Annotated in this window: 18 protein-coding genes; 6 read left to right on the top strand and 12 right to left on the bottom strand. The window is 56.5% G+C overall.

Translation table 11 applies throughout. The features are described from left to right. The 4 genes from HQ37_RS06720 to HQ37_RS06740 form a co-directional block, all read right to left on the bottom strand. Complete coding sequence (locus HQ37_RS06720) at positions 1–1878, bottom strand: helix-hairpin-helix domain-containing protein (protein ID WP_036881688.1); 1878 nt, start codon at positions 1876–1878, stop codon at positions 1–3. 143 nt (positions 1879–2021) lie between these two features. Further along, complete coding sequence (locus HQ37_RS06725) at positions 2022–4196, bottom strand: S9 family peptidase (RefSeq protein WP_036881691.1); 2175 nt, start codon at positions 4194–4196, stop codon at positions 2022–2024. 33 nt (positions 4197–4229) lie between these two features. After that, positions 4230–4748: a hypothetical protein gene (locus HQ37_RS06730; RefSeq protein ID WP_036881694.1), complete on the bottom strand. Its 519-nt coding sequence runs from the start codon at positions 4746–4748 to the stop codon at positions 4230–4232. A 526-nt stretch (positions 4749–5274) separates the two neighbouring features. After that, a complete protein-coding gene (locus tag HQ37_RS06740; RefSeq protein WP_036881697.1) occupies positions 5275–6018 on the bottom strand; it encodes a hypothetical protein in 744 nt (247 codons plus the stop codon). 604 nt (positions 6019–6622) lie between these two features. Here HQ37_RS06740 and HQ37_RS08240 point away from each other — a divergent pair. Then, a complete protein-coding gene (locus tag HQ37_RS08240; protein ID WP_081951799.1) occupies positions 6623–6916 on the top strand; it encodes a DUF4248 domain-containing protein in 294 nt (97 codons plus the stop codon). A 129-nt stretch (positions 6917–7045) separates the two neighbouring features. Further along, positions 7046–7357, top strand: a complete 312-nt coding sequence (locus tag HQ37_RS06745; RefSeq protein ID WP_036881698.1) for a hypothetical protein — start codon at positions 7046–7048, stop codon at positions 7355–7357. Between the two features lie 138 nt (positions 7358–7495). On the opposite strand, the gene HQ37_RS06750 is transcribed toward HQ37_RS06745, so the two are convergent. The 8 genes from HQ37_RS06750 to yihA form a co-directional block, all read right to left on the bottom strand. Beyond that, complete coding sequence (locus HQ37_RS06750; protein ID WP_036881699.1) at positions 7496–8161, bottom strand: GDSL-type esterase/lipase family protein; 666 nt, start codon at positions 8159–8161, stop codon at positions 7496–7498. 70 nt (positions 8162–8231) lie between these two features. After that, positions 8232–9281 carry a selenide, water dikinase SelD gene (gene selD / locus HQ37_RS06755; RefSeq protein ID WP_036881701.1) on the bottom strand — a complete coding sequence of 350 codons (1050 nt, stop codon included), beginning with the start codon at positions 9279–9281 and terminating at the stop codon, positions 8232–8234. A gap of 1 nt (position 9282) precedes the next feature. After that, positions 9283–9504: a DUF3343 domain-containing protein gene (locus tag HQ37_RS06760; protein ID WP_052080831.1), complete on the bottom strand. Its 222-nt coding sequence runs from the start codon at positions 9502–9504 to the stop codon at positions 9283–9285. Then, the gene (locus tag HQ37_RS06765) at positions 9497–10642 is read right to left on the bottom strand and encodes an aminotransferase class V-fold PLP-dependent enzyme (protein WP_036881703.1); all 1146 of its coding nucleotides are present in this window, start codon (positions 10640–10642) and stop codon (positions 9497–9499) included. The genes HQ37_RS06760 and HQ37_RS06765 overlap by 8 nt, the downstream gene beginning before the upstream one ends. 22 nt (positions 10643–10664) lie before the next feature. Then, the gene (gene yedF, locus HQ37_RS06770; RefSeq protein ID WP_036881704.1) at positions 10665–11297 is read right to left on the bottom strand and encodes a sulfurtransferase-like selenium metabolism protein YedF; all 633 of its coding nucleotides are present in this window, start codon (positions 11295–11297) and stop codon (positions 10665–10667) included. Positions 11298–11312: 15 nt separating this feature from the next. Further along, a complete protein-coding gene (gene mnmH / locus HQ37_RS06775; protein WP_036881706.1) occupies positions 11313–12344 on the bottom strand; it encodes a tRNA 2-selenouridine(34) synthase MnmH in 1032 nt (343 codons plus the stop codon). Positions 12345–12503: 159 nt separating this feature from the next. Beyond that, on the bottom strand, positions 12504–13535 hold the full coding sequence (galE, locus tag HQ37_RS06780) for a UDP-glucose 4-epimerase GalE (protein ID WP_036881707.1): 1032 nt from the start codon (positions 13533–13535) through the stop codon (positions 12504–12506). After that, the gene (gene yihA, locus HQ37_RS06785) at positions 13532–14143 is read right to left on the bottom strand and encodes a ribosome biogenesis GTP-binding protein YihA/YsxC (protein WP_036881709.1); all 612 of its coding nucleotides are present in this window, start codon (positions 14141–14143) and stop codon (positions 13532–13534) included. Before yihA ends, galE begins: the two co-directional genes overlap by 4 nt. Before the next feature lie 157 nt (positions 14144–14300). Here yihA and HQ37_RS06790 point away from each other — a divergent pair, with 157 nt between their 5' ends. From HQ37_RS06790 to HQ37_RS06805, 4 genes are all read left to right on the top strand, one after another. After that, positions 14301–15287 (top strand): M28 family peptidase, encoded by a 987-nt coding sequence (locus tag HQ37_RS06790; RefSeq protein WP_052080834.1) that lies wholly within the window; start codon positions 14301–14303, stop codon positions 15285–15287. A 34-nt stretch (positions 15288–15321) separates the two neighbouring features. Then, the gene (locus HQ37_RS06795) at positions 15322–15747 is read left to right on the top strand and encodes a SufE family protein (RefSeq protein ID WP_036881711.1); all 426 of its coding nucleotides are present in this window, start codon (positions 15322–15324) and stop codon (positions 15745–15747) included. Between the two features lie 158 nt (positions 15748–15905). Continuing rightward, a complete protein-coding gene (locus tag HQ37_RS06800; RefSeq protein WP_160215073.1) occupies positions 15906–18548 on the top strand; it encodes a carboxypeptidase-like regulatory domain-containing protein in 2643 nt (880 codons plus the stop codon). Positions 18549–18575: 27 nt separating this feature from the next. Continuing rightward, positions 18576–19319, top strand: coding sequence for a GLPGLI family protein (locus HQ37_RS06805; protein ID WP_036881746.1), 744 nt, complete (start codon positions 18576–18578; stop codon positions 19317–19319). Positions 19320–19328 lie beyond the last annotated feature (9 nt).

The following is a 19328-nucleotide window of genomic DNA, read 5'->3' on the forward strand; positions in this document are numbered from 1 at the left end:
CTATCTTTGGCCTAGCCTATTGGCTATGCGCCACTTGACCCCTAGGGTCAGACGCCAACCTTTGCCCCAAACGAAGTGCGGGGTATAGTCGAAGCTTGTACGAGGTTCATAGCTGTAGAGGCGTGTCTGCCAAAGGGGAGCATCGAAGTAGAGGCCACTGATCCACCAGTGAGTGCCGCTGTCTATTTGACCGCTTAGTCGAGCGTCGAAGGCCCACGCCCTTTGGTTTGATTGTCTCTTAGTCCTGTGGCCTATATTCAGGAGTGTTGTTCCTAGGCGAAGGGTAGCTTCGCTGGAGGAGAAGGTAGCGGCGAGCCTAATGCGCTGCCTCTTCGTCCCTTCGGGGCGTTGGTGGTGTCTAATCAGGAGCGTGAGCGCGAGAGAGGGTTGAGGGTGATAGAGCAGGTCTAGAGCGAGCAGATGAGCTCTGCTCTGCTTCGGCTCGGAGGCACGGCCTACGGCTCGGTATAGATCTACGGCAGCCCCGAGCTCAAGGCCTCGAGAGAGCTCGACCCTCTCGAGCGAGAGCCTGACCCCCTCTTCGTCTCGTGGTCTCGGGCGCATCCCAACGCCTGCGCTGTAGTAGGCCCAGTAGAGGGGCGAGAAGTATCTCAGTTCGAGGGCGAGGTCGCCCACTCCCTCGAAGCGATGCCAAAGCTGCTGTACCACGGCCCAAGACCCGAGTGCCGAGCGGGCAAGCTCGCCCGAGAGCTGCGTAGCTCCTGAGCCTGAGAGCCAAAGATAGGAGAGGGAGCTATTGCCATGGCCTGACAGATGGCTTAGCTGCTCTATCCCCATCGCTCCCTGTGCTGTTGCCAGGCGATAGCCCGCCCATCGGTAGGATAGATGCTGGAGTGCAAGCCGTAGCTGAGTGGTGCTGTATCCCAGTCGTAGGCCCCAGGCCGACATCGGTATCTGTGCCCGACGCCTCCACTCGGCAGCACTGCGATGTAGGCCGCTCTCGCTGAGGCCATAGATCACCCCCTGCTCGTCGATGCGTCCATCGAGCCACCTCTTGGAGAGGAAGGCTGAGAGCTGCCACGGGCCCTCCTCCCATTCGAGAGCTAGGCCTCGTAGCTTATTCCCCTCGGCAGTGCCTGAGACTGGGGTGAGGCCTCGTCCGGGGCGGGGGCGCAGAGGTCGCCCCAGGCTCGAGAGCATGTAGCCCTGGCTGAGGACCAAGCCCAGCCCCCAAGCGGCTCGATAGTCTCCGAGGACGATCCGCCTAAGACTGCCCAGGCGGGTGATGCTCAAGTGGCCGCTGTAGGCGTCGAAGCCCTTGTACCCCTCGTAGCTCCAGGGCTCTCCCTGGTCTTGCGCGGCGGCGAAGAAGGCGGAGAGGCCTCCTCGGGTGTGGTACTGCCAGCGGATCGAAGTCGCTAGAGGCCCTCCGAGAGCTTCCCTGAGGGGGCGATTGCTCCAGGAGGAAGTTAGAGCTGCACTCGAAGCTCCGCCCTCGAGGAGACGAGGCCGAGGCTTCGCCCTTGGGACTACCCGAACGAAGGGCATGAGGCGACGTAGGAGTCGCTCGTCCCAACCTTGGACGAGCTTGAGGTCATAGATAGAGCCGAAGAAGCCCCCTCGGTCGGTGCGAGCCTTGATGAGATGATAAATTTGATACTCGGAGAGTAGGGCGAACTGCCTCAGCTCCTCGCTCGAGGCTGTGTTGAGGTCTAGTGGTTCGGCAAGCCAGTGCTCAAGGAGCTCGAGCTGGGCCTGGCTCTGCTCAGGCGAGATCAATCCCTCGGCAAGGAGCTGCTCGAGGCTCTCGAGGGCAAGAGCCTTGATCTGCTCCACTTCGAGGCTCTGAGCCCTGAGGGGCGAGAGGAGGAGAGGAAGGAGGAGGAGGGTGATGTAGCAGGCTCTCAGAGGTCTCATGATGCTGTGGGCTAGGGAGGCGTTCTCCTAGCGAAGTTAGGCAAATAAGCCCAATGTCCATCGGACGAATACAAAGCCTAGGGGGAGGCCATGCGACTCTGCATGGCCTCCCCCTAGGTTTATCTGTTCCTCGACGGATCTCTCTAGAGATGATCCTTGAGGTACTGCACCATCTTGGTGTAGATGTGCTTGGAGGTATTGCCCCCTCGGATGCTGTGATCTCGGTCGGGGTAGATCATCAGATCGAACTGCTTGTCGGCTCGGACAAACTGCTCGATGAGGTCTAGGCTATTCTGCACGTGGACGTTGTCGTCTGCACTGCCGTGGATCAAGAGCAGCCTGCCCTGTAAGCCTGAGGCGGCCTCGAGGACGGAGGAGATCTTGTACCCCTTGGGGTTCTCCTTAGGGGTGCGCATATAACGCTCGGTGTAGATGGTGTCGTAATAACGCCAGTCGGTTACTGGAGCGACGGCGATCCCCACCTTGAAAGTCCCAGCCCCGTGGCAGAGGCTCATGAGCGTGTTGTAGCCTCCGAAGCTCCAACCCCAAATTGCCATGCGTGCCCCATCGACGAAAGGCAGGCGGGCAAGGGACTGGGCGGCCTCGATCTGCCCTTGGCTCTCACGTACCCCAAGCTCGAGGTAGGTCTGCTTGCGCCACTGCTCGCCCCGAGCCCCTGTGCCTGGCCCGTCTACGCAGACGACGATGAAGCCCTCATGCGATAGATGGTACTCCCAACCGAAGCTGTAGCGGTCGAGTACCTGCTGCGAATTGGGCCCGCTGTACTGTACCATGACGACGGGGTAGCGACGATTGGGGTCGAAGTTCACGGGCTTGAGCATCCAGCCGTTGAGCTTGCCGAAGCTCTTCGTATCGACCTGGATGAACTCCTTCTCGGCAAAGCGATACTCCGAGAGCCGCTGCTTGAGGACGGAGTTGTCCTGTAGGGTACGCAGAGCCTGATTGCCCTGGGTACGATAGAGGGCCGTGTGCATCGGGCTATTGAGACTGGTGTGTGAGCCGATGAAGTAGGTGAAGCCCTTGCTGAAGACGGCTCGGTTCGTCCCGCCAGCCTGACCGAGGAGCTGCTTGCGCCCCTTGGGGTCTATGCGGTAGATGGTGCGCTCCATGGGGCTGGTCTCGGCACTCTGATAGTAGAGGTTGCCCGAGCGATCTACCCCGTAGAAGGCTGTTACGTCGTAAGCCCCTCGAGTGGCTTGTCTCTGGAGCACGCCCTTGTCTGAGAAGAGGTAGAGGTGTGCATAGCCATCTCGCTCGCTCAGGTAGGCAAAGCCCGTGGGGGTAAAGGCGAGCGACTGTACATTGTCGCTGTCTATGTAGGCCTCCTCCTGCTCCTGGAAGACGAGCTTGGGCACGAGCGTCTTGCTGTGGACGTAGAAGAGGCGCAGGTGGTTCTGCTGCCGGTTGAGGGTGAAGATGGCCAGCGAACGCCCCCTGCCTACATACTCGAGACGAGGGATGTAGTAGTCCGTCCCCTCGGGCAGGGTGATACGCTGCTCGGAGCGATCCTTGACGTTGTACACATGCACCGAGAGGCGGCTATTGTCCATCCCGGCCTTGGGGTACTTGTAGACGTAGTCCTCGGGGTAAGTCTGCCCCCGATACATGGGCATCTCGTACTGCTTGACGGCACTCTCGTCGGTCTTAGCGAAGGCGAGGAACTCGCTATCCTCACTCCAGCTCATCAGCTGCGTGGTGGTGAACTCCTCCTCGTACACCCAGTCCGTCGTCCCATTCATGATCGCATTGGCTCTGCCATCTCGGGTAACCTGCACCTCGGTGTCGAAGTCAAACTTCTTGATGAAGATGTTCCCCTCTCGCACGAAAGCCACCATACGACCATCGGGGCTGAAGGTCGGGATCATCACCTTGCCCGGGCTGCTGCTCAGCGGCTCGACCCGATTGCGTCGCACGTCGTAGTGCCAGACGAGGCTGCGGGACGAGCGGCGGTAGATGGGTTCGGTCTCTGTCATCAGGAGGATGTGGCGGCCATCCTCCGAGAGGATGTAGTCGTCGAACTGTTTGAAGTTGCAGTCTCGAGCCCGAGAGGTACTGAAGAGGGTGTCTATTGCCTCCCCCGTGGCGAAGCTGTAGCGGACGATCGCACCCCGCTCTGGGGTGATGAGCGTGTAGTGCTCGCCATCGGGCAGCGAACGTACGCCATAGCCTGCACCATGGGCGGCGAAGTGTCCCTGGACGATAGCTCCGAGCTCAGGCGTTCGAGAGCCGTGCTGTGCCACCAAAGTCAGGGGGCTAAGGCCCGTGATGAGCCCCAGCAGCAGAGGAAGTACTTTCATTGATACGGATGTCTATACGGTGGTGGTTAGGGGTTAGAAACTAAATGATGCACCTACCTTGAGTACAGAGATCCCAGTGCCGACCTCGCCGAAGATCCCGAAGCCTGGAGAGAGCGCATAGCGTATCCCCACGGTGAAGTAGGGCATGAAGCCCACCTTGCTCTTGGTGTCATTGTCCACGAAACGGGTCTGATAGTGGAAGCCTGCATGAGCTGCGATATAGGTGTCAAGGTTGTCTACGAACTCATAATGGAAGGAGGCACGAGGGCCAATAAAGATAGCACTACCGTTGAGCGAACCCTGTGTGTAGCCTCGAAACTCGATGACACCTCCGAGACCGAATGAGCCTCGCTGGATCAGTCTATCGGCTACTGAACGCTCGTAAGTAATCGAGAGTGGAGGGAAGGTGGTCTCATACGTGGAGCTCGATAGGCCTACACCCACGCTGAGGACTTGGTCGTCGTGTGAGAAGACGTCCTGCGCTGCTGCTTGATGCGTTGCTGCTCCGAGGAGGGTGAGGGAGCAGAGGGCTGAGAGAATGAACTTTTTCATAACGGTGATCGCTTGCTTTGATTGTGAATAATGAGATGCTTTGCCTCTAGGTGAATGTGGTATATGGGCTGCTTGTGTGAGCAGGCTTTGAGTAAATTTCCATCGGGGTACACCATAACCAATGTAAATACCTAGGACAAAGGCAAAGATAATCATTGTTTACAGTTTTTGCTCATCCTCGGCACACTTTGTCGTCGTTGGCTCTTGAGAGGCTCTCTCTGTCCTCATCATGCCCCCTCTTCGAGGGGCACTCGATGGGGCTTGGGCTTCGCTGGGGTTGGGGTGGGGAGAGGCCCTCTGTCCCTCTGTGCAGAGAACTCCTGGGGACATCTCTCCCGAGCTCTCGATAGGCTCTCTCCTGAGCTCTCGTCTAGCTCCTCGCCTGCGCTCTCGTCTAGCTCCTCGCCTGCGCTCTCGGATGGAGCTCACTAGAGACCCAAGTAGGATCTCCATCGAGACTCAAATAGGATCTCAACAGAGACCCAAGTAGGATCAATAGGCAGGGACGAACTTACGGCCTATCCCACTACAGATCAGAGTTCAAAATCTGTTGTAATAGCTCAGGTGTAGGACGTTTCTCTCTCTTGGTGTATTGGCTGATATGACTGGTAAATAACACAAATGTGCCGATAAGAGCAGTTTCTGTAATCTCTGGAGCGATACGCTCTGGAGAATCTATAAGCCCAGTAATCCTCCATAGCTCCCCACAAGGCAGACTCTCACAAATAGGCTCAAATGTATATCCCATCCATATCCAGCCCTTTTCTTGAGCATATCTGCCAAAGTATGCCCAAGACTCTTTATTCTTCACAATGATCAGCTTAGGCTTAATAATTTCCTCTATAATATGCATCGTGAGATTGAGCTGCTCAGCAACAAATCGAATGCCTTCGGGCTTAGAAAGCAATTGGGATCGAAGGAAAGTCTGATCTTTTTCTCGGAAATAGAAGATATCGAGATAGCTTGCTCTCGCACGCAAATCAATGCCATTCCCATGTAAAATCTTCCTTATAGGAGACCAATAAACATCATACTTCCTCTCGTTCTCATTCTTCTCGGGATACCAGGTTTGCTCCATATTCCATTGAAGTACTCCTTCGCTTTCTCCATTCCTAAATGAAGGGTTAATCCCAGTAATCAGAATGTCTTTCTGATCTTGATTATGAGCAAATGCATACCGACGCTTTCTAATCAACGTGCTAATCGAAGAGGGTAAGTTGTTGATATAATCTGAGTTCCAAATCTCTTCCAGTCTTTGTGTTATATCCATGCTTTGTATCCTATTATTTGAGATGAATGACCCCGCTTAGAGAGGGTTTTGTTTGTTTTTAGTTTGTGTTCTGACTTTGTGCGAAGTTAATCTTCTTAGGCAATATATTACTATACGTGAGTTCGGAATAAGCTTAGGTAACTAGGTCTTGACTATCAATGTGTTCTAGATTAAGAGCAGGCTTCTTCTCGAGTGTTTGCAAGGCAATAAGCCCAGCCAGGGGGCGGGATGCAGCTGTGATGAATGCCCACCTCAAGGGAGCTCGGGCATCCATCGCTCTGTGGGTGAGTTGAACCTTTTACCTGCCTGGCATCACCTTGATTGGGGGCGTCTTAGCTAGGTGGTTGTTTAGAGACCCCTCTCTCTCGCTCTGAGATCTAGCGGCTTAATTTTCCTGCTAATACTCCTATATATTAGATCATTGTAGCCCTCTAAGGGCCCCCCTCTAGAGCCCCCTCCTCTTGCATAGGTGGAGAAAATCGCCTTACTTTGCACCCACGGATTGGGCCTCTAGGACTACTCAGGGCGCATTATATTCCCCACGCCAGGAGATCTCTGAGGGCTACCCCTCGCTTGTTTATTCACCTATATACTTACGATCTCTATGGAAACTCCATCTCGTCGCCCTGGGCGGGCGACACCAGCGACTCACCTGCTAGAGTATCGCTGCTATGGCTTCAAGGAGCTGGCTGTGCTCTTCTATCCAGGTGTTTCGCCTCGCTCGGCGAGCCGTTCATTCAGGTACTTGATCCACCACGACCCTGAGTTGCTCTCGCAGCTCCTGGGCAGGGGGTATCGGCCTACTTGTCGACAGCTTAGTCCCGCTCTTGTTTCGTGCATCCTGCAGTATTTGGGTTCGCCCCATTCATTTTACGAGATTCAGCAGCGTATTGACTAAGCGACCTCTGTGCTCCTCCCCCACCATGCGTCCCGAGAGGCGATGGTGCTATGACTTGCCTCAGTCCCCTCTCTGTCTATAAAAGACCGAGGGATGAGATATAAACATTAATTTAATTCAATTCAAAAAATGAAGAAAGTATCATTTGTACTCGCTCTTGCACTTGCTCTCGTGGTTAGTGCTTGTAACTCAAACAAGCAGGCTACTGCTACAAGCGAAGAGGCTACCAAGACTTGCGTATGCCAGGACTCTTGTGCTTGCACGCCCGACAACTTCTGCTCAGATGCCTGTGCTGTAGCTGAGAAGAAGGATTGCTGCGCTGGTGAGGCTCAGGGCGAAGGCTCTTGCGAAGAAGGCAAGGGTTGCGAGGAAGGTAAGGGCTGCGACAAGGCCAAGGGTTGTGAAGAAGCCAAGGGCTCCGCAGAGGCTAAGGCTAACTAAGCCTCAGGTATTTGTACATAGACCTTAAACAAGAGCGGTGGAGGCCCTGGGCCTCCACCGCTCTCTCTTTGCTAGGCTCGATGTGTGGGGCTACCCCCTTATCCTGATTGGCCTAGCTTCTTGGCCTGCCCCTAGCCCCTATAGGTAGGTGCGGATCGCTTCGGCCCAATGCTCATAGGCTGGTCGGAGTAGGTGTAGACCGTCGTTGGTGAACTCCTCCCTGAGCCTTCCAGACCCATCCGTCATACGGCTATGTAGGTCGATGTAGGTGTACCGACGCTGGGCGGCATTTTCCTCTAGGACTTGATTGACTAGCGGTATGAGGGAGGCCCTCTTCATCACCCCAGGGAACTTGGTGAACCGATCGTTTACGGGCAAGATGCTCTGCACATAGATCTGAGTCTCTGGTGAGCCCTCCTGGATGTGCTCTAGGATGGTGAAGATGTTGTGGCAGATAGCCTCCACGCTTGCTCCTCGGGCGATGTCGTTGATACCGATGAGGAGGAAGATCTTCTTGGGCTGGTGGCGTATAACCTCGTCTAGGCGGTCGAGCACACCCGCAGAGGTATCGCCACTGATGCCTCGATTCAGTACCTTTTTGGGGGAGAATAGCTCCCCCCATTCAGCTCCGTCCGTGATGCTATCTCCGAGGAAGATGACACACTTTTTCTTGGCCGGTAGCGAGCGGAAGTGGCTCACACGCTGCTCGTAGTAGGTCGAGTGTGTGGCTTGCCTCTCCTGAGCCACAAGCATGTTGCTGCTCAGTAGGCTTAGAGCTAAGCAATAGCAAATTAATTTCTTCATTTTGAGCTTGTTTGAGTTATAGAGAAGTGATACCATGCTAGAAGACCCATGCCCCCTTGCTGGAAGGCTGCTAGTACAGAGACAAATACGGCTTACCAGGCTCATGCTCTGTTACCATGCCCACTATAGCTGCCTCGGGGTGTAGCCCCGAAGCCCTTAGATCTGCCACCAAAGCCTCTGCCACAGAGGCATCTACCGCCATCAACAGCCCCCCGGAGGTCTGTGCGTCGGCCATCAGCATCTTGTGAGCCAGCGAGCAATGCACGGCTAGATCGTCGCCTGCGAAGCGAATGTTGCGAAAGGCTGCCCCGGGGATGCAGCCCTCGTCTAGAAGCTGTCGCACCCCTGGCAGTGCGGGCACGGCGGCCGTGTCTATATCCATGCTTACCTGAGAGGCCTGGGCCATACCTAGGGCATGCCCCACGAGGCCAAAGCCTGTAACGTCCGTTGCCCCCCTGACGCCATATTGCTGCATCAGCTCAGCCCCAGTCTTGTTGAGTAGCTGCATGCTCCTGAGTGCCGCCTCGTAGTCGTCAGGGGCGATCATCCCCAGGCGATGGGCTGCGATGGCAACGCCAGTACCCAACGGCTTGGACAGAACGAGTACCTGCCCAGCCCTTGCGCCTGCATTCGTAATCAGCTTGTTGGGGTGCACACGCCCCACTACGGCTAGGCCATATTTGGGCGGCGCATCATCTATCGTATGGCCGCCCATGGTGAGGGCTCCGCTCTCGTTGATAGCATCCTGCCCCCCACGCAAAATATCGGCCAATACCTCTAGGGGAATGTCCTTGCTCGGGAAGAGGGTGAGGTTGAGTGCCAGTAGTGGTATCCCCCCCATGGCGTAGACATCCGAGAGGGCATTCACAGCGGCTATCCTGCCGAAGGTATAGGCATCGGAGCATACCGGTGGGAAGAAGTCGGTGGTTACGATCAGGGCCTCCTCCTCACTAATGCGGTACACACCAGCATCGTCGTGGGTCGTTACATCCACCATCACCCGCTCATCGTGCAGGAGGGGGAGGCCTCGGAGTAGCTCCTTGAGCTTGAGAGGGTCTAGCTTGGCCGAACAGCCACCATACTCCACAGTATCGAGGAGGTCAAAGGTCTGAGTACTCATCTTATTGCTCACTAATAATTTGATATTCTATTTGCTCGTGCTCTAGAGCGGTCTTTAGGGCCGCCAGCATCTCGGCATCGTGTTCTATCTCGAGGCACATGCCACATTGGTGGGTGATGTGCGTGGGCACAGCCCTCACCCTGTGGGGGATGGAGGCGGCCTTGGCGGCCTTCATCCCTCGGATAAATGTTCGAGTCGTGGGGAAGAGGATGTAATTAGTCATGCAGCACTTGCCTCAGAGCATTCGTAAGATAGTCCCAATCCTCCAAGGTCTGATAAGGGGAGATAGAGATGCGCAGTGCTCCGCCCACCTCGAGTGTGCCCAGCGTCTTATGAGCCAAGGGGGCGCAGTGCAGACCAGAGCGCACGATGATGCCGAAGCGATGGTGTAGCCTCGTGGCCAGCTCTGAGGGGCTCAGACACTCGTGCGTGAGGGAGAAGAGGTAGCCCTGGTGCTCGGCCTCTAGAGCGTGGTAGAGCCGTATGCTCGGCAGCTTGTCCCACTCTCTGAGTGCCTCCCACCACATTGAGGGCGAGATCGAATAGCTCGGGATCTGCTCCATAGCAGCAGCCCAAGCGGTAAGCCCCAGGAGGTTAGGCGTGCCAGCTAAGAAGCGGTCGGGCATCTCCCTTGTCGCCAGGAGGCTCTCGGAGTGATGACCATTGCCCCCCAGCGTGAGTGGCTCTACCTCCTCTGGTCTACGGATATAGTACCCTCCTGTCCCCGAAGGCCCGAGCAGGCCTTTGTGTCCCGTAAAGGCGACGAAGTCTACCCCCCACTCATCGATCTGTAGAGGCATAGACCCTGCACACTGTGTCGCATCGCACAGGAGGGGTATGCCCCATCGGTGCATGGCAGCAGCGATCTGAGCCATCGGCTGGATGACCCCATTCACATTGCTCTCTATATTCACGATGGCTAGGGCTGGGAGGGTAGCTCGAGGCAGTGTGCTGAGACGCTCCACATCCACTCGCCCATCGGGTAGGTGGGGCATCACCTCGTAGCGTAATCCATACTGAGTGCCTAGAGCTGCTAGGGGGCGCATCACAGCATTATGCTCCATCGGGCTGATCCAAACCCAGGCATCGTGCTGTCTGAGGGGGGCATAGCCTCGCAAGATGGTGTTGAGGCCAAAGGTGGCATTCTCGCACAGCACCACCCGATCGGCATCCTCGACCCCGAGCCAGCAGGCCAGGGCGTCTCTGAGCTGCTCGACCTGTAGGGTAGCCTGCATGGTGACCTCATCTAGGCTACGGCCATAGCTGCCTATCGGCTGGTCGTAGAAGGAGGCCAATGCCTCTCGCAGTACAGGAGGCTTGGGGTAGGAGGTTGTAGCGTTGTCGAAGTAGAGTAGGGGCATACCGAGCGTAGATCTGATGGGTCTAGGGACGCAAAATGCGGCTCACTCGGCTCTGTATCTCCATGATGGTGTACATGTTGCTTATTCGCCCCACCTGGAGGTCGCCCTGTAGACCATAGTAATCGACACAGGTGCCGCAGCAGACTATGTCTACCCCCCTCTCCCTCTTCATCCGCTCCAGTGTTTGGGCGGTGTCTGTCTGCCTCGTAGCGAGGTAGACCCCACGATTGTAGAGGATGACAAACTGAGGCATGTGGGGCATCTCTATGAGGGCATTGACGAAGGCTCGCATCAGTATCTTACCCAGCTCCGAGTCTCCACCGCCCATCTCATCTGAGTCGATAATTACTCCATAGGGTGTCTCAGCACTAGGCATCGTGGGGCAAGAGGGTTCGGCTGCCTGGGCTGTGGCTCCGTTGATGGTCTCGGGTGTTGAGAAGTGTAGCTCGGTGTAAGTCTCTCCATTGGAGTTCGTTACCTCCTCTTGTTGGATCTCGGCCCGTAGCTCATGCAGGTAGTCATTGAGGTTGGCACAGGCTGTTGCGTTGTCGGTGAGCACGCAGATCTCCTCGCCAGTGCGACACTCAGCGAGCCCTTTCTTGAGCATAATCAATGGGATGGGGCATAGCTTGCCCCTTGTATCGATCGTCTTCATAACATATTCTGATGGTTATTGATTTAGATGTTTCTGCACCTCCTCGAGCAATAGGCGGGCGGTCTGGGAGGGGCAGTCCTCGTGGACAGAGAGGGTGAGCATCGGAGTGCCCCAGTCCTTGGCTAGGGAGCGGCTGTAGGCCTTGTCGTAATAGCCCAAAGCGATGACTACGGCAGTCCTGAGGTCTCCCGAGAGGAGAGCCTCCTGGGCACGCTGCTTCTGCTCCCCTCCAAGCCGCTTGGCTATGCGCTCGAAGGGGGGCATGAGCTCGGCGATAGGGGCTGTGCCATACTCTGCTACAATATGTTCTGCTCGTACCTCTAGCGGAATATCCAGGAGCACCATGGGCGCACGGCATACAGCTCCCCACAAGGTGTCGGGGATAAATACCCGACCGATGAGCTTGCTCTCGCTCTCTAGCCAGATCCTTCTCGTGGGGTCTAGCATCGTAAGCTCACGGTAGAGCAGGTTGATGAACTGTTCGGTGGTGGGCTGAGGAGGCTGTCCGATCGCTCCAAAGACCGAGCCCTTGTGATGTGCCAGGGCCTCTAGGTCTAGGACTTGCTCGCCAAGGTGCTGCAGCTCACGGAGAATAGGGGTTTTCCCACTCCCAGTAGCTCCGCCCAGTACGACAAACGGCCATGGGGTGTTGGCTATCAGAGCTTCGCCATAGCGACGAAAGGCCTTATATCCCCCTTTGAGCCTACTCACCTTCATCCCCCCCATACCGAGGAGCCATGCTACAAATTCGCTGCGCATCCCTCCTCGCCAGCAGTACACAGAGAGCGGCCTACCCGAGGCTATGGTACGAGCCTCGGACACATACTCCCACAGCCGAGGGCCTAGGAGGCGTATGCCTTCGTCCACGGCCCTCTGCCGCCCCTCCTGTACATAGAACGTGCCTATGACCACCCGCTCTGCATCGCTGAAGAGGGGCAAATTCACTGCATGAGGGATATGCCCCTGGGCAAACTCGGCAGGTGTGCGTACATCCAGCAGCACACTATTTGTTCTTTGTTTGAGCCACTGGCTCACCTCTATATCCATAGTATACAAAGGTACGACTTTCCTGGCACTGCCATCGATTATTGACCTATAAAGCCTTGGTCGTATAGGACTATTTACACTCAACGTAAGGCAAGAGCGGTGGAGGCCCTGGGCCTCCACCGCTCTCTCTCTCTGGTATCGCTTGTGTCTCCGATGGGGCTATGCCTTGGGTGTGATGTGCTTCTGCCAAGCCCAAGCCGAGCGTAGGGTGTCGGCGAGGCTCTCCTCTGCCTTCCAGCCGAGGACTTCGTTGGCATGCTTAGGATCGGCCCATACCTGCTCGATGTCGCCCTCTCTGCGGCCGACGATCTTGTGAGGCACGGGGACGCCGGTTACCTGCTCGAAGGTTCGGATCAGCTCCAGCACACTGACCCCACGACCCGTCCCTACGTTGAAGGTCTCTAGGGCTGGGCTACCGAGCTCGGGGTTAAGAATGCGCTCGATCGCCTTGACATGGGCTTTGGCCAGGTCTACTACGTTGATGTAGTCTCGGATGCAAGAGCCGTCAGGCGTATTGTAGTCGTCGCCGAAGACACTGAGCTCCCTGCGAATGCCTGCAGCCGTCTGCGTGAGGTAGGGGATGAGGTTTTGGGGGACGCCGAGGGGTAGCTCTCCGATGAGGGCCGAGGGATGTGCCCCGATGGGGTTGAAGTAGCGTAGGAGGATTGCCTTGAAGGGTGCTCCTGCATGGATCGTATCACGCACGATCTCTTCGTTGATCTGCTTCGTATTGCCGTAGGGCGAGAGGGCTTCCTGGATAGGGGCTTGCTCGGTAACGGGTAGCTGCTCGGGCTGGCCATAGACAGTGCAGGAGGAGGAGAAGACGATCCCCTTCGTCCCATGACGCTGCATGGCCTCGAGCATCACGATGAGCGAGAGTAGGTTGTTGCGGTAGTAGAGTAGGGGCTTCTGTACAGACTCGCCCACAGCCTTGCTGGCTGCGAAGTGGATCAGCCCACAAATATCAGGGTGTGCCGAGAAGATACGCTCGACAGCAGCCTCGTCGTTGCAGTCTGCCTCGTAGAAAGTGGGGCATACGCCTGTAATGGCCTCGATACCTTTGAGAACCTCGACGTTGGAGTTGGAGAGATTGTCCATGATCACCACCTGATAGCCCGAGTTGATGAGCTCGACAGTGGTGTGCGAACCGATATAACCAGTCCCACCGGTTACTAGAATTGTTCCTTTCATACGTTAGATATAGAATTAGATGTATTGATCTCGTCAATGTAGTCGAGCAGCTCCTCTCGGCCGAGCTTCGCCTCGGATGAGGTGATGAAGATCGGGGGAAGCTCTTCCCAGCTCTCGAGTAGTCGCTCTCGGTAGCCCTCTATGTTTGCTATGAGGCGACCTCGGCTGAGCTTGTCCGCCTTGGTAAAGACCAGGGCAAAGGGGATGCCCTCCTGCCCAGCCCACTGGATGAACTCCAGGTCGATGCGCTGGGGCTCGTGGCGGCAGTCTATGAGGATGAAGAGTGAGGTTAGCTGTCTGCGCTCTAGGATATAACCCTCGATCAGCCTGCGTAGCCCCTCTCGGGCACTCTGCCCTAGACGAGCGTAGCCATAGCCTGGCAGATCGACTAGATGCCAAGCCTCGTTGATGAGGAAGTGGTTGATGAGTTGTGTCTTGCCAGGCTTCTGCGAGGTCATGGCCAGTCCCTTGTGCCCGGTGAGCATATTGATCAGAGAGGATTTGCCTACATTGGAGCGACCTATGAAGGCATACTCGGGCAGATCGCTCTCAGGGCACTTGCGGACATCTGTATTGCTGACGACGAACTTTGCCGATTTGATGATCATAGGATCGATGTATGAGCCGAATTAGTTTTACCTTTGTGCTCTGCAAAAGTAAATTAAATTAGTCATATAGATGGTATCAGCCGCCTCTACCTCGCCCCTAAGTCTCGGATGCGAGAGCTCTGTCTCCGGTGCTGCCGTCGCCCTTAGATCTCCGACTATGCTTAGATCCTATTCCGTCCCGATGATCCTCTCCCTAGCGATCGCCCTCCTCTCCTGCTCTGGCTCTCAGACGGGGAAGGCCCAGGGCGGCGAAGCCCCCGAGGCTACGACCGAGCTGCTCAGTGCCCCTTTCGATGCCGATAGTGCTTATAGCTATGTCGCCCAACAGGTGGCCTTCGGCCCTCGTACGCCTGGCTCCGAGGGGCATAAGCTCTGTGGCGACTGGATCGTCAGCCTGCTCAAGGGGTGGGGCTATGAGGTGCAGGAGCAGACCTTCCCCTCGCAGGACTACCATGGGCGTCGGGTCAAGGGGCGCAATATCATCGCCTCTCGCTCGGGGGCTTCGCCCGATAGGGTGCTGCTCATGGCCCACTGGGACACTCGCCCCGTGGCAGACCATGATCCCATCGCCTCACGTCAGTCTAGCCCGATCCTCGGGGCAGATGATGGGGGGAGCGGTGTGGCCGTCCTACTTGAGCTCGCCCGCCAGTATGCCTTGGGCGGGAGTCCTGTCGGGGTAGACTTCCTCTTCTTTGACCTAGAGGATGGCGGTTCAATGGGCGATGACGAGACCTGGTGTCTAGGCTCTCAGTACTGGGCACAGCACCCCCACGCCCCACAGGATCGAACGAAGTACGGCATCCTGGTCGATATGGTGGGCGCACGAGGGGCCCGCTTCTACTACGAGGGGTATTCGAAGGCCTACGCTGCTCCGCTCCTGCGTGAGCTTTGGTCTACAGCCGCTCGGCTGGGATGGGGAGCTTACTTCAAACCCAGCGAGGGGGGGGCACTCATCGATGACCATGTGCCTGTGATCAAGCACCTGCGTATCCCCTGCGTAGACATCGTGCATTACAACCCTAGCAACGACAAGGGCTTCGGAGATCATTGGCATACTCATGCTGATGACCTTGAGATCATCGACCGAGAGACCCTGCTCGCTGTCGGGCAGACTGTGGCCACGACCATCGCCCAGAGACATTGATGCCGTCGGACGACACCTCAAACGACATGAACCTATGACAATCAACCAAATACAAGACGAGATCATCGAGGAGTTCAGTGCCCTGGATGATTGGATGGATCGCTATGCCCTAATCATCGAGATGGGCAATGCCCTCCCCCCGATGAGGGCAGAGGATAAGACACCCCAAAACATCATCGAGGGCTGTCAGAGCCGAGTATGGATCACAGCCCAGCTCTTGCCCGATGGGCGAGTACACTTCGAGGGCGAGAGCGATGCCATCATCGTTCGGGGCATCGTTAGCCTGCTGCTCAGGGTATTGGGCGATCAGCCTGCCTCGGACATCGTGGCAGCGGATCTCTACTTCATCCGAGAGATTGGTCTCTCTGACCACCTCTCCCCCACACGCTCCAATGGCCTCGTCTCGATGCTGCGACAGATGAAGCTCTTCGCTGCCGCCTTCGTCGCTCAGTCGAGCTAAAGCTAAGCCTCTCGCTCTATCTAGCAGGGTCGGCTCAGCCTCCCAAAGATCATGATTTGGACAGAGATGCACCTTTGTTCAACTAAGTCTCTCTATCCCGATATCTAGGTTTCGCAATATTCGTATATTTGCGGATATAAACCCCTTTCATGTTCGGGATGAAAACACGATTGTACCTTCTCCTCCTCGGGGCTCTCCTCCTTGTCCCCGAGTTGCTCTGGGCTCAGACCTTGCTCTCAGGCCGGGTGCGGGACACCTCCGGTCGAGGACTGCCCTTCGCCTCTGTGCGGGTGCTCCATCCTCGAGACAGTAGTCTCGTCTCCGGGATGACTACGACCGAGCAGGGGGCATACCGCTTCGACCAGCTCCCCCAGGGAAGCTACCTCGTACGCACCAGCTTCACCGGCTACGAGACCGAGATCCGACGGGTGATGCTCTTCCGCTCTCGCCCCGTCGTCCTGGACTTCACTCTCAGGGAGGAGGGGCGAGAGCTCCGAGAGCTTGTCGTGCGAGCTCAGGGAGTTCGGGTCAAGGGCGATACGACGATCTACAGTCCCAGCTTCTACCGCAAGGGTGGCGAGCGCAACCTCGGCGAGCTACTCGAGACCTTGCCAGGCGTGCGGGTCGATCATGAGCAGAGCACCCTAACGATCAATGGCAAGCCGATACGCAAGATCCTCATGGAGAGCCACGACATCTTCCAGGGTAATACGGCCGTGCCTCTGAAGAACCTCTCGGCCGATGGTGTCCAGAGCATCGAGGTCATAGACAATTACTCTGAGTATAGCATCCTCGACGGCTTCCGTACCAGCAACGAGACGGTAGTCAATCTGCGTATGGATGACAAGATGCGTGGACGTATCCGTGGCGAGACAGAGCTCTTGGGAGGGCTGAGCAGCAAGTATCAGCTCAAGGGTAATGGCCTACTCATCGGGCGCAAGGCCATGATCTCGAGCATCCTCTCGGGCAATAATATCGGTAGACAAGTCCTCACCACCTCCGACGTGATCAATATGAACGGGGGGCTCAGCTCGATCATCTCGGGCGAGAACCCTCGTGAAGCCATGCAGCGCACCCTCTCCAGTTACCAGGCCTTTCTGGATGCACGAAGCAATGTCTATCAGAGGGACAATGGCCTGCTCTCACTCAATAGCTCGATCAATCCTTCGCCTAAGATCCGGCTACAGTGGAGCGGCCTCTTTGGCCTCGAGGCCTATCGCCTTCGTAGCCGAGACCGCTACGACTACCTCTCGGGGCTGAGCTATGAGGACTCCATGCGAGAGCGGCAGAGGCGTAGGCATCTGATGACAGGCCTGAGGCTCTCGCTACAGCCCTCGTCCCTCTTCAATCTCATCTATTCGGGGCGTCTCTACCTTGGGGGCAGTCGGCAGAACCTCTCTTCGAGCATCTTCTCCAATCCCCTCAAGGTGCGGGACGATGACGACCTATTGACCACCGAGCATAGCCTCGTAGGCATTCGTCGTATAGGCAAGCATAGCCTCAATCTAGCCCTCGAGAGTAGCTATACGGGGACGAAGTCGGACTATGGCTTCAGTCCCGAACGACCCTTCTATTCAGGTCTTATGGGGCTACCCGAGGGCTATCGTTATGCCCAGAGGCAGCAGCTACAGCACCACACGGCTCGTTTGTCATGGTTGTATCGCCTTAGTCCTAGCTACTTCGTTCGCCTCGCCCTCGGGGCGGGCTACGATGCCAGCTGCCTCGAGGCTTCGCTAGACCCTCGTGCTCAGAGTGCGGAGGGGGGCTCTTTTGATCAGCAGCATTGGCTCGAGCATCGCTCTCTCGAGGCCGGGCTACAGCTCCACCGAGATCGCGGAGCTCTGACCTTTACCCTCGGGGCACGGCTACAGAGGCTGCTGCCCGAGGGCAAGCTCTCACGGCCCTTACCCTCGGGGCGAGAGACGGCTTTGCTGCCTACCCTCAAGCTCAACTATCGCCTCTCGACCACCCACTTTGCCCTTCTCGAGCATGATCATGCCCTCGAGATATACGCTGCCGACCAGCTGGCTGGGGGCTATCGTATCAATAGTTACAAGAGTCTCTCGAGTAGCTCTGTCGATCGCCTCTATGCCCGCAGCTCCCGTACGATGCTCATCCATGTGCTCATGTATCCCCTCTATGGATTTCAGATCACGAACGTCCTCTCATGGGAGCAGTCGAAGCACAGCCTCGTCGATGACTACCGGCAGCAGGGTTTAGTCTCTATCATCGACAGGCGCACGGCTTCGGGGGCGTATAGCCTGAGCTGGATGTCGGCCCTTGAGCAAAAGTTCCTCTTCATGCCTCTGAATGCTAAGCTCGAGGGGATGTATATGCGTCGTCATACCCCTTACTATCAGACCCAGCGGCTCTCGAGCCTCGACGTCGATCTCCTGAGGTTTAAGGGCCGTCTGACAACCTTCTACAAACATGGGCTCAACGCAGACCTCTCCGTCGAGCACCTGCGCACGGCTTATCGCAATGTCTCCGTCAAGAGTGAGGTCTATAGCACCGACTATCGGGCGGCTCTCTCTTGGCGTTCGCCTAAGCTGCATGCCGAGGCTGCCCTGCGCTACAGAGACTTCCGACAGAGTAGTCTGCACACCAAGCAGATCTACTACGACTGTACCTTGCGCTACGAGCTGAGCTCCAAGCTAAGCCTCGAGCTCGTCGGGCAAGATATTCTCCATACCAACGAGCGGGTACAGACCGACATCCACATCGGCCCCTACCTGACCTCTACCCGAACGATGTACTATATGCCTGGGCATCTTATGCTTGGGCTTAAGGTCAAATATTAGTGTTCATCCTCCAATCCTCCAATGATTATGAAACGCCTCATCACCCTCAGCCTCGCCCTATGGGCACTCTTTTTCTCGAGCCACAACCTCTCAGCTCAGGAGCTTAGCGTACGCTATAGTGTACGCTTCAATACCGATTCGCCCACGCTTTTTGCTCAGTCTAATCTGCCCGAGCAGATGCGCAAGTCGCTTGTCTATGCCTATCGCAATGTTGTCTTCAACTACAGCCTGGTCTATGTCAATGGAGAGAGCGAACTGCGCCTCATCCCCTCCAAGGAGCGGCAGGAGATCGAGTTCATGGGGCAGAAGATTGATGTCAATGCCAGCCTCGGCGAGCAGGCCAAGAACATGACCTACAAGAACCATACGACTGGAGAGAGCCTCAGCCAGGTCAATGCCTTTGGCAAGGTCTATCTCATCACTGAGCGGATCAATAGCATAGAGTTCGACATCCTACCCGATGAGAAGAAGGAGATCCTTGGCTATGAATGCAAGAAGGCCGTCTCGAAGGACAAGAAGCAGACTGTTTGGTTCACCGAACATATCCCCATCGCCGAGGGCCCTATCAATGCCAATGTACCTGGGCTCATCCTCGAGGCTGTGCTCGAGGATAATATCTTCCAAGCCGTAGAGATCCTCACCTCGGTCGATCGTAAGATCTCTGCCCCTACCGAGGGGAAGCGTATGGAGCGAGAGGCCTTCAAGAAAATGGTCCAGGAGCGTGTCGAGATGCTGCGCCGCGGCTCGGGTAATTCGATCTTTGGCGAATAAAGCCTTCGT

The sequence above is a fragment of the Porphyromonas sp. COT-239 OH1446 genome, from assembly GCF_000768875.1.
Classification (GTDB): domain Bacteria; phylum Bacteroidota; class Bacteroidia; order Bacteroidales; family Porphyromonadaceae; genus Porphyromonas.